This window comes from Streptomyces niveiscabiei, from assembly GCF_001419795.1.
In the GTDB taxonomy this organism is placed as follows: domain Bacteria; phylum Actinomycetota; class Actinomycetes; order Streptomycetales; family Streptomycetaceae; genus Streptomyces; species Streptomyces niveiscabiei.
The window spans coordinates 19,490-27,487 of sequence record NZ_LIRL01000617.1; the positions used below are offsets into that span (position 1 = coordinate 19,490).

At 70.7% G+C, this 7,998-nt stretch carries 9 protein-coding genes; 2 read left to right on the forward strand and 7 right to left on the reverse strand.

Annotated features, from left to right (window positions below; translation table 11 throughout):
• Positions 1-319 precede the first annotated feature (319 nt).
• Positions 320-667 carry a hypothetical protein gene (locus AOK24_RS28280; protein ID WP_055722883.1) on the reverse strand — a complete coding sequence of 116 codons (348 nt, stop codon included), beginning with the start codon at positions 665-667 and terminating at the stop codon, positions 320-322.
• Positions 664-2,436 carry a MobF family relaxase gene (gene mobF / locus AOK24_RS28285; RefSeq protein WP_079057034.1) on the reverse strand — a complete coding sequence of 591 codons (1,773 nt, stop codon included), beginning with the start codon at positions 2,434-2,436 and terminating at the stop codon, positions 664-666. The genes AOK24_RS28280 and mobF overlap by 4 nt, the downstream gene beginning before the upstream one ends.
• Before the next feature lie 219 nt (positions 2,437-2,655).
• Between mobF and AOK24_RS48730 the strand changes: the two genes are divergently transcribed.
• Positions 2,656-2,856 (forward strand): hypothetical protein, encoded by a 201-nt coding sequence (locus AOK24_RS48730; protein WP_159052013.1) that lies wholly within the window; start codon positions 2,656-2,658, stop codon positions 2,854-2,856.
• 30 nt (positions 2,857-2,886) lie between these two features.
• On the opposite strand, the gene AOK24_RS28290 is transcribed toward AOK24_RS48730, so the two are convergent.
• On the reverse strand, positions 2,887-3,666 hold the full coding sequence (locus tag AOK24_RS28290) for a DUF6292 family protein (protein WP_055722884.1): 780 nt from the start codon (positions 3,664-3,666) through the stop codon (positions 2,887-2,889).
• 196 nt (positions 3,667-3,862) lie between these two features.
• Between AOK24_RS28290 and AOK24_RS28295 the strand changes: the two genes are divergently transcribed.
• A complete protein-coding gene (locus AOK24_RS28295) occupies positions 3,863-4,084 on the forward strand; it encodes a hypothetical protein (protein ID WP_055722885.1) in 222 nt (73 codons plus the stop codon).
• A 97-nt stretch (positions 4,085-4,181) separates the two neighbouring features.
• Here the strand turns inward: AOK24_RS28295 and AOK24_RS28300 are convergent, their stop codons facing one another.
• The 4 genes from AOK24_RS28300 to AOK24_RS28315 form a co-directional block, all read right to left on the reverse strand.
• A complete protein-coding gene (locus AOK24_RS28300; protein WP_055722886.1) occupies positions 4,182-5,081 on the reverse strand; it encodes a ParA family protein in 900 nt (299 codons plus the stop codon).
• Positions 5,078-6,415 carry a ParB/RepB/Spo0J family partition protein gene (locus AOK24_RS28305; protein ID WP_055722887.1) on the reverse strand — a complete coding sequence of 446 codons (1,338 nt, stop codon included), beginning with the start codon at positions 6,413-6,415 and terminating at the stop codon, positions 5,078-5,080. Before AOK24_RS28305 ends, AOK24_RS28300 begins: the two co-directional genes overlap by 4 nt.
• 257 nt (positions 6,416-6,672) lie before the next feature.
• Complete coding sequence (locus tag AOK24_RS28310) at positions 6,673-7,362, reverse strand: hypothetical protein (protein ID WP_055722888.1); 690 nt, start codon at positions 7,360-7,362, stop codon at positions 6,673-6,675.
• Positions 7,359-7,913, reverse strand: coding sequence for a hypothetical protein (locus AOK24_RS28315; RefSeq protein ID WP_055722889.1), 555 nt, complete (start codon positions 7,911-7,913; stop codon positions 7,359-7,361). Before AOK24_RS28315 ends, AOK24_RS28310 begins: the two co-directional genes overlap by 4 nt.
• Between the last annotated feature and the right edge of the window lie 85 nt (positions 7,914-7,998).

The window sequence follows — 7,998 nt, forward strand, 5'->3', positions numbered from 1 at the left end:
AAGGGGTCGCGCGCGCCCGACCGCACCCGGGCCACGGGTCGCCGGCCGCGCGCGAACTGGTGCGGTGCGGAGCATCGGGTGCGGCGCACCGGGCGCGCGCGAGCGTGTCGGGCATCGCCGGGCGCGGCGCACCGGGTGCGGTGGCGCACCATCGCGATGCGCACCACGGTGGAGTCCATCGTCATCCGGCGCGCCGGAGTGGAGTCCACTCAGTGGAGTCCATCGGTGGGTGCCACTGAGTGGAGGCCACTCGATGTCGTGCATCGCCATTGGATGTTGAACATCGTGGGCTCCACTCGGTGGACGATGCCCGGCATCGTCACCACAGCCAGGCGGTGGAGTGCCGCACTCGGGACAGGGCTCGGGCATCCCGGCGGGCGGCTGCGTTGCCGATCCTGCTCTGCCGGGAGCGGGGCCTGCGCGAGTTCCCGGCGGCGAGGCGGCGCTTGGCGGCGTCCTGGAGCCGGCGGCGCTGCTTGTGCAGCTCCCTCTTCTTGGCCGCCTTCGACTTCGGTGTCCGGGGCCGCTTCCAGACCGGCTGCCACCCCACGGGCTCATCGGCCTCGGGCTCCTGGTCCTCATCGAGCGCGGCGGCCATCTCCGCGCGGGCACCGCGGGCACGGGCGAGGGCCTCTTCGGGGCTGGGCTGGTCTTCCGGGGGGCTCACGCGACTCCTCCTGAACTCCGGCCCGGCGCGTGCTGGACGCCGGGCTGCTGGGTGTGCGGCGGCGAGGCCGCCGCCGGGGCGGGCTGCGGACGCAGGCCGTGCGCGGCCTCGCGCGCCCGTCGGCTGTCCTGGATCGTGGCGGCCACCTGCGCGGCGGCGGCTTCGAGGGTCTGGCGGGTCTGCTCCACCGTGTCGACGTCGACGCCGGGCTCCGGCTCCACGGGCAGGCCGGCTTTCCGGCCGGTGCGGAACGGCCGCAGATGCGATGACCTCGAGGCGGGCACCGCGACGGCGTACGGGCGGGGGCGCGAGCCCAGACGCTCCGCTCGCCGCGCGGCGCGGACCCGGGCGGCTAGGGCGTCGGCGGCGAGGCGGGCCCGCTCGTACGGGGGCGCGGACCGCTTGCGGGTCAGCGGGCGCAGCACGGCCTGGTCCTCGGTGTCGCTCGGGTACAGGGCGTGCAGGTCGGCGGTCATCTTCAGGCCGCGCCCGACGGGGCGGGTGTAGTCGTCGACGACCGCCTGCACGATCTGGTCGTCCAGGCCCGGCTCGTGAGGTCGGCCGCGCAGGACGTAGGCGAGGTGGCGGCGGGCTTCAGCGAGCAGATGGTGGCACTTGAAGGCGCCGCGCATCACGTACACCACGGCGACGACGTCGACGGCCGCGAGCGCTATGTCGACCACCGGCCGCACCCGCGCCCACACTGCCGCAGCCGCCGCCCGCGCCCGCTCCACCAGCCGGTCGACAACGTCGGCGCCGTACGCCCGGATCGCTGAGTCCCGCCACCGGCTGCGCAGCTCGGTCAGCGAGCGCAGCTCCGTGCGCTTCGGCGGGCGCGTCTGGTCGGCGGCCTGGCAGGCCAGCGCGTAGGCGGCCCGCTCCCCCGGCGCGTGCCCGTTCTTCTCTTCGTACTTGGCCGTGAGGACGGGCAGCGCGTCCTCGATCTGCTGACGGCGGGTGGACTGCCAGCCGATGAGCCGCTGGTCGATCCCGGCGATCTCCATGACGGGCCTTCGGCCGGGCGTCACCTCGCGCGGCTCCCACGCCCACCCGAGCCGGGCGGATACCTCCTCCATGAAGTACAGGAGGTAGAGGGTGTCGGCGGCGACTATGTGGGTCATCAGCGAGTCCGCCGACAGGTTGCCCCATGTCCCCTTGTCGTCCGGCCGCCGGGCGCGGATCGACACCACCGCGTGATCGTGCAGGAGTGGCTTCGATTCCGTGGCTCTGGACTCGTAGTGCCGGAAGACCGCGACGATCAGCCCGTCCCTGACCGGCTTGCGGATCTTGCCGCCGCTCTTCCAGCGGATCTCCGCGACCGAATCCTCAAACCACGCGATCGTCTTGTCCCGGGCGATGTCCTGGCACAGCTCCAGCACCGTCCGGGTCTCGTCATCCCCGAGCGCCCATGCGATGTGCGCCGTCGACGGCGCCCGGAACACCAGGTCCATGGCCAGCCAGGGGGTGCGCTCCTTGGCCTTCTCGGTCTTCGGCGACTTGTTGTGCTCGATGGGCCTGCCCAGCACAGTGGCCCGCCGCGCCTTCGCCGGGCTCCTGCCCTGCGCCAGGAGCTCGCGCTCGATCCGGTCGGCATCCGGGTGCCGGCCTTCTCCCAGGAGCAGTTCGGCCTGCCGCTCGGTCACCACGTCCCCGGCCTTGAGGCCGACCGCGGCCAGGCCCCGGCCCTTCCACACGCCGGGCGGTACACCGGCCGCGTCCTGGGCGGCGCGCAGCGGCGTACCCGCCGCGCGGTGGCCGTCGCCGACCATCACGCCGCGGAAGAGATAGCGCCACCCGCTCCCCGGGCGAACCTCCGCTTTACTGATCACCGGCCCATGGAACCCCGGCGCTGAACTGCGGAAAAGCGCGATCCCGGGTCCTTCCCGCCGGGCGGGAGGCCATCACCAAGTCTTTACCGCCACGCCCGCCAGGCGGGCCGCAGCGTCAGCCCGAGACGGTAAGCCGCCGACGCGTGCACAGTCCGCCGCATGCATACGACCAGAACCGGAATCGCCTGCGCCCTCTGCCACACGCCCACCACGGAAGTGGTGTACCTGGTCCTCAGCGCCCAGTCACCCTTCCCTCAACGTGAGGACGTCCAGGACCGCTGGTGCCCCGCCGGCTGCCACCAGCTCCACCCCGAGCGGTGGAAGGAGTCGATGCCGCTGCTGCCCGGCGACGACGCCTGACGACGTCGTGCGAATACTGCGCAGCGAGGGTCAGCCACGCCTCTTTCGGAGCCGCACCTGCTTCGCCTGCTCCACTCCGGCGCTGTGATCTGTGACGACCTGAGCGTGGTTCTTGTCGGCTGTGGGGACGGCACGAGCCTTGAGGTCCGCGATGAGCAGTACGGCTACTTCTCGGAGGTCATCGTTCATGCCGACGAAGTGGATCAAGTGCTGGAGGGCAGCAAGCTCTCCAGCGCGTACGGGGACGGAGAGGATCGTGTCCTTGCCGTCGGGGAGTACGGCGTTGATGGCCAAGCGCTCCGCGAAGGCGTTCCGGGTGCGGCTGAAGCGTTTGTCGAACGAGCCCTTCTTGTGGAACGGAGCGAGCCGTTCGGCCAGGCCGTCGAGGTCGTCACCAGGCTGGCGGTAGTAAGGGCGGTCCTCGCTGCCAGCGTTGCGGAAGTCCAGAAGGCCAGCGAGGAAGAACCCGGCGACCTTCTCGGGTGCTGGCGTGAGGCCGGCTCCCATCCAGCGGGCGACAGGCTTGGTTCCACGGACTTCCACGACCAGGGCCCAGCCGCTGCTGGTGTCCCATTCGAAGTGGAGCTCCAGGGCATCCGCCGGCGCCCCGTTGACTTGAGCGAGAGTCTCGGGGCCGAAGTCGACGTACCCGCCGCCATCGTCGGAGTCACCAAGTTCCTCCGGCTGGCACGAGCTGACAGAGGTCACCGGGTAGCCGTCGCGCTGGAGGAGTTCGGCGACGTCTGCCATGTAGTGGCCAGCGCGGTGGTAGATCGCCCGGTCGCGATCAGTGGGGATCTGCTCGCCCATGTGGGAGCGGCTCCTTCGGGGTGGTTGGATGGCGGCCCCACGATGATCCTCCACCGCGCAGACACCAGGACACCGCTTCAGGGGATCCGATGTCGACCTTCCTGCAGTGCGCTCGTACGTGAAGCAGCGGCGGTCTTGCGGGCGGCCGACGCCGGTTGGTTGGCTGATCGTCCCGATGACCAGGAGGAGACACAGCGTGGCAGCGAACGAGGCTGGGACCGAGCTGGAGCAACTGAAGTCGTTGATCTTCAGCACCGTTTCGGAGCTATGGGAGGACAAGGAGGCTCTGGGTAAGTTCCTCAATGTCGTGCGGCGCAGCGAGACGTTCGCCCCACTCGCCGACACGCTGGAACAGTCCACGGTCCGGCCTGCGAAGCCCACGTTCTACGGCGTGAAGAGCACCGAGTTCCAGAGCTGACCAATGGCCGGGTGCGCCGGCCTCTGTGCAACGACCGCACACGGCGGCGGCCCCCACCCGCAGAGGTGGGGGCCGCCGCCGTTTCCAGTGGAAACGCTCAGGCCGTCAGGTCGGCGAAGCCGAGGTGCGACATCACCTTCCGGTAGTCCACGGAGGGCACCGAGTTGGGCAGGAGGATCGGCAGGGGAACTTCGTCCTCGTAGAGCTTCTTGGCGTCTGCCGAGTACCGGATGTAGGGCAGCAGCACGGAGCTGTACATCGCCTCTGCCGCGGCCGTGGCGCGGCGGGCTGCCGCCTCGTTGTAGGTCGGCGTCGGCGTGCCGGTGAGGATCAGCTGGTTGAGCGTCGGCCGACCGGGGACGGACCGGCGGCCTCGGTTCTTGTCGCGGACTCTCTCCAGTTCGTCCGTGAGCCGCTTGACCAGCTTGACGTCCTTGGGGTCGGCCTTGATCGACGGAATGACGGAGTCGTCTTCGTCCAGCATGCGCAGCACGGAGTAGGGCATCTTGCCGTAGCTCGCCGGGAAGTCCAGGTAGAAGACCGTGTCGTCGCCCTCGTAGGAGCGCAGGATCTCGGCGAACCAGTCGTTGCGGTCCGCGTCCTCCGCGATGGCGAGGTCCGCGCCGGCCATGGCGGGGCTGCTGGGCACAACGCGCAGGTTCGGGATGGGCGCGAAGTCCTCTTCGGGGTCGTCGCCGTCGCCGATGCGGTAGCGGGCGGGCAGCGCTACCTGGTCCAGCGTGGCCTTGCCGTAGAGCAGGTCGATCGCGGTCTTCTTGCCCTTGAGGGCGTCCTCGTCATAGCCGAGGACCGTGGTCGACGACATGTTGCTGTCCAGGTCGAAGACAACGCCGGGGTAGCCGCGCAGGGCGGCAGTGACGGCCATCGACGTGGCGCTGGTGGACTTGGTGGACCCGCCGCATTCGATGATGTACGCCCAGATGAGGGGCCAGTTCCGGCGCTTGGGGCGGAAGCGGGGGTCGACGGTGGTGGTCATCGGGTTCCTCCTGCGGCGACCAGTCCGAGTTCTGCCTTCTCCCACTCGGTCTGTGGCTCGTAGTCCGCGTGCTCCTGGAGGACGCTGACGTGGTTGCGCTCGCGGCTGCCCCAGGACTGCCGACGGGCGGCGGTCCGGAGTTCGGCAGCGGCTAGGGCTGCGGCGAAGGCGGCGAGGCGCTGTGCCGTCGCGTCGTCCGAATCCTGTATGGCGGCGAAGTAGGACGCAGCGTCGGCGGCGTCCTGGCCGTGGCGGCCGGTCTCCTTCAGCCAGGTGAAGGCACGCTGCTGGGCGGCGGATTGCTGCGGTGGCGCGAGCACCGCGGCCGTCAGCACGGACAGGATGAGGTCGCTGTTCGCGGTGTCGGTCACGTCGGTGGACTCCACCAGGGCGCGGCAGGCGGCTTCCCGGGCGGCTGCTGCCGCGCGGCGGTCGGCGTCGTCCTTGTCGCGTGCCGAGGGCTGCTTCTGCTTCGGCTTGCGTGGGGCTGGCGGGGCGGCGGGCGCGCCGTTTCCAGTGGAAACGGTCTCGGGGTTGTCGGCCGCCGGGTCCGTGTCACCGTTTCCAGTGGAAACGGGGCTCACGGTTTCCGGGGCTTCGTCCTGCCGCTGCCGGGCGAGGATCTGCGCCTGTGCTTCGGCCGGGTGGGCGCCGCCGCGTACGAGGCCGAGGTAGTCCTTCTGGTCGCCGTGGTCCAGCTGCTGCGCCTTCTCGGCTGCGCTGACCTTGAGGGTGCCGTCCCTCAGCGCCTCCTGCACGGCAGGGGCGAGCTCGAGGAGCTTGATCCGCTTCCAGACGGTGCCCTTGGAGACGGCGCCGTTGGCGGTCTCGCCGACTTTCTCCGCGATCTGCTCGTAGGAGAGGCCGGCCTCCCGCAGGGACTGGTAGTGCTCGGCTTCTTCCAGGGGGCTGAGCTGGGCGCGGCGCAGGTTCTCGATCAGGGTGATGAGGCGCGCGTCCTCCACCTTGTCGTCGCGCAGCACGCTGGGGATGGTCTCCCAGCCGAGTTCCTGGCAGGCGAGCCAGCGGTGTTCACCGAAGAGGATCACGTTCGGGGCGGTGATCTGGTCCCGGGTCTCCGGGTAGGTCTCCAGCCAGACGTCAGCCCTGATGTGGGCGATGTTCTGGAGGAGGCCGACTTCCTTGATGGTGGCTGCGAGTTCCGGCACGCCCTTCTTGGCCCGCTTGTTGAACGGGTTGGGGCACAGGGACGACAGCTCCAGGTCCAGGGTGTCCCCGCTGCGGTCTGTGTCGGTGTACAGGACCTCTTCGGGAGCCACTTCGGGCTTGGACTTGGTGCTTTTACGCTTGGGCCGCGGGAGCGCGCCTGCCATTGGATCTCCAGGACTGCAGTGGGTACGGGGCGAGACTAGCGTTTCCACTGGAAACGCCGGACCCTTCCCCGCCCAGAATTTGCGCTGAGTGCGGCGGAACTCGGCTCCTGGATGGCGGAGTAGATCAACAACGCCGCGTTGACGCTCCGGTGTTGCCCGGTGTCGCGCGTTTCCAGTGGAAACGCAAAAAAGGGCCCTGGCCTCCGAAATGACGGAGGCCAGGGCCCTTTTCTCTTCGTGTGCTCACAGGGCGGCGGTCACGCGCTCGCCCCCGCCACGGCGGCGTCCAGGAGCGCGACTGCGTCGGCCTCGTACGGGTCGGCGAACAGCTGGTGGTCGCTGACGTGGAACGGCCCGAACCTCGCGGAGACGCGGTGGCCGGGCACGAGGGTGGTCTCCCGTCCCTCCAGTGCGGCGGTGAGCCGGTCGTAGTCCTGCTGGGCGTGCCGGGTCTGGGTGTACGGGCCGACGCGCAGCAGGGTGAAGCCGTCGAGGCTGCCGTCGCGCTTGCGGGCCTCGATGTAGAGGGCGTAGTGCGCGGGTTCCATGCCGACGTCGTCGGGCAGGGGCAGGTCGGCGGCGGCGTGGGTGAGCATCGCGTATCCGGGCTGCCAGAAGCCGAGGATCGCGGTCGTCTCGCAGCGCAGCCAGCCGCGTTCGGTGTAGCCGAGCTGGCGGCCGTGGAGGTAGGCGCCGGCGTGCGGGGTGTCGGGGTGGACCAGGACGACGGCGATCATGTCGGGTCCGTGATCGTCGCCGGGCCGGGTGTGCGCGCGCTCGATGAACGGGCCGACGCGTACGGCGATGTCCCGTGCGCTGCCGGGTGTCCAGGGCTCGGGGTTGCGCAGGGCGGTGAGGGTCGCGCGGAACTGGTCGACGACGGCCTGGTCCTCGGGGGACAGGGCGCCGGGCGCGGTCCCGCAGCGGCGGAAGGAGGGACGCTTCATCGGGTGGGCTCCTGTTCGGGGGTGGGGTGGGCACCTGCCGTGTAGGCCGGGCGCAGGTAGCGGGCGGCGGTGTTCACGAAGTCGTCGGCGGCGACCTTCGCGGCCTCGCGGGCCTCGGTGAGCCGCTGCTTGGCCGCCTCGCGGTCGGTGTCGGCCGTGGCGGCGGGGATCGCCTGCCGGATCGCGTAGGTCAGCGTGATCATGTGGTCGGCGGCGGCGCGCACCGCCGGGTCCTCGATGAGGATGCGCAGGGCGAACAGCGGGCGGGTGACCGCGCTGCGGGTCATGTGGCTCTCGCTGCGCAGGGTCTCGATCCGTTCGGAGCCGGTCTGCTTGAGGACGGCGTCGCCGCGCCTCCACATCGCGGTGCGGTGGTCGGAGGCGGCGCAGGCGAGTGCGGTGACGGCCTCCAGGCGGTCACGGCGGATCGCTTCGCCGTGGGCTGCGCGCATCTGCCGTTCGGCGGCGCGCTCCTGGAAGCGGCCGCTCACGATCGCGCCCAGCAGGGTGGCGACGATGGCGAGCGCCGCGGTGATGAGGGTGGATAGCACGCGGGTCCTCTCGTGTGCTGACAGGCGGTGGGAACGGGGGAGCGCCGCGCCCGGCCGGGAGGGGCGGGCGCGGCGCTCCCCCGTT

Excerpts from the sequence above, each read along its gene's own strand:
- AOK24_RS28305 (WP_055722887.1), bottom strand. The coding sequence starts at position 6,415 with ATGGCAGGCGCGCTCCCGCGGCCCAAGCGTAAAAGCACCAAGTCCAAG.
- AOK24_RS48730 (WP_159052013.1), top strand. The coding sequence starts at position 2,656 with ATGCATACGACCAGAACCGGAATCGCCTGCGCCCTCTGCCACACGCCC.
- mobF (WP_079057034.1), bottom strand. The coding sequence starts at position 2,436 with ATGGTCGGCGACGGCCACCGCGCGGCGGGTACGCCGCTGCGCGCCGCC.
- AOK24_RS28290 (WP_055722884.1), bottom strand. The coding sequence starts at position 3,666 with ATGGGCGAGCAGATCCCCACTGATCGCGACCGGGCGATCTACCACCGC.
- AOK24_RS28310 (WP_055722888.1), bottom strand. The coding sequence starts at position 7,362 with ATGAAGCGTCCCTCCTTCCGCCGCTGCGGGACCGCGCCCGGCGCCCTG.
- AOK24_RS28300 (WP_055722886.1), bottom strand. The coding sequence starts at position 5,081 with ATGACCACCACCGTCGACCCCCGCTTCCGCCCCAAGCGCCGGAACTGG.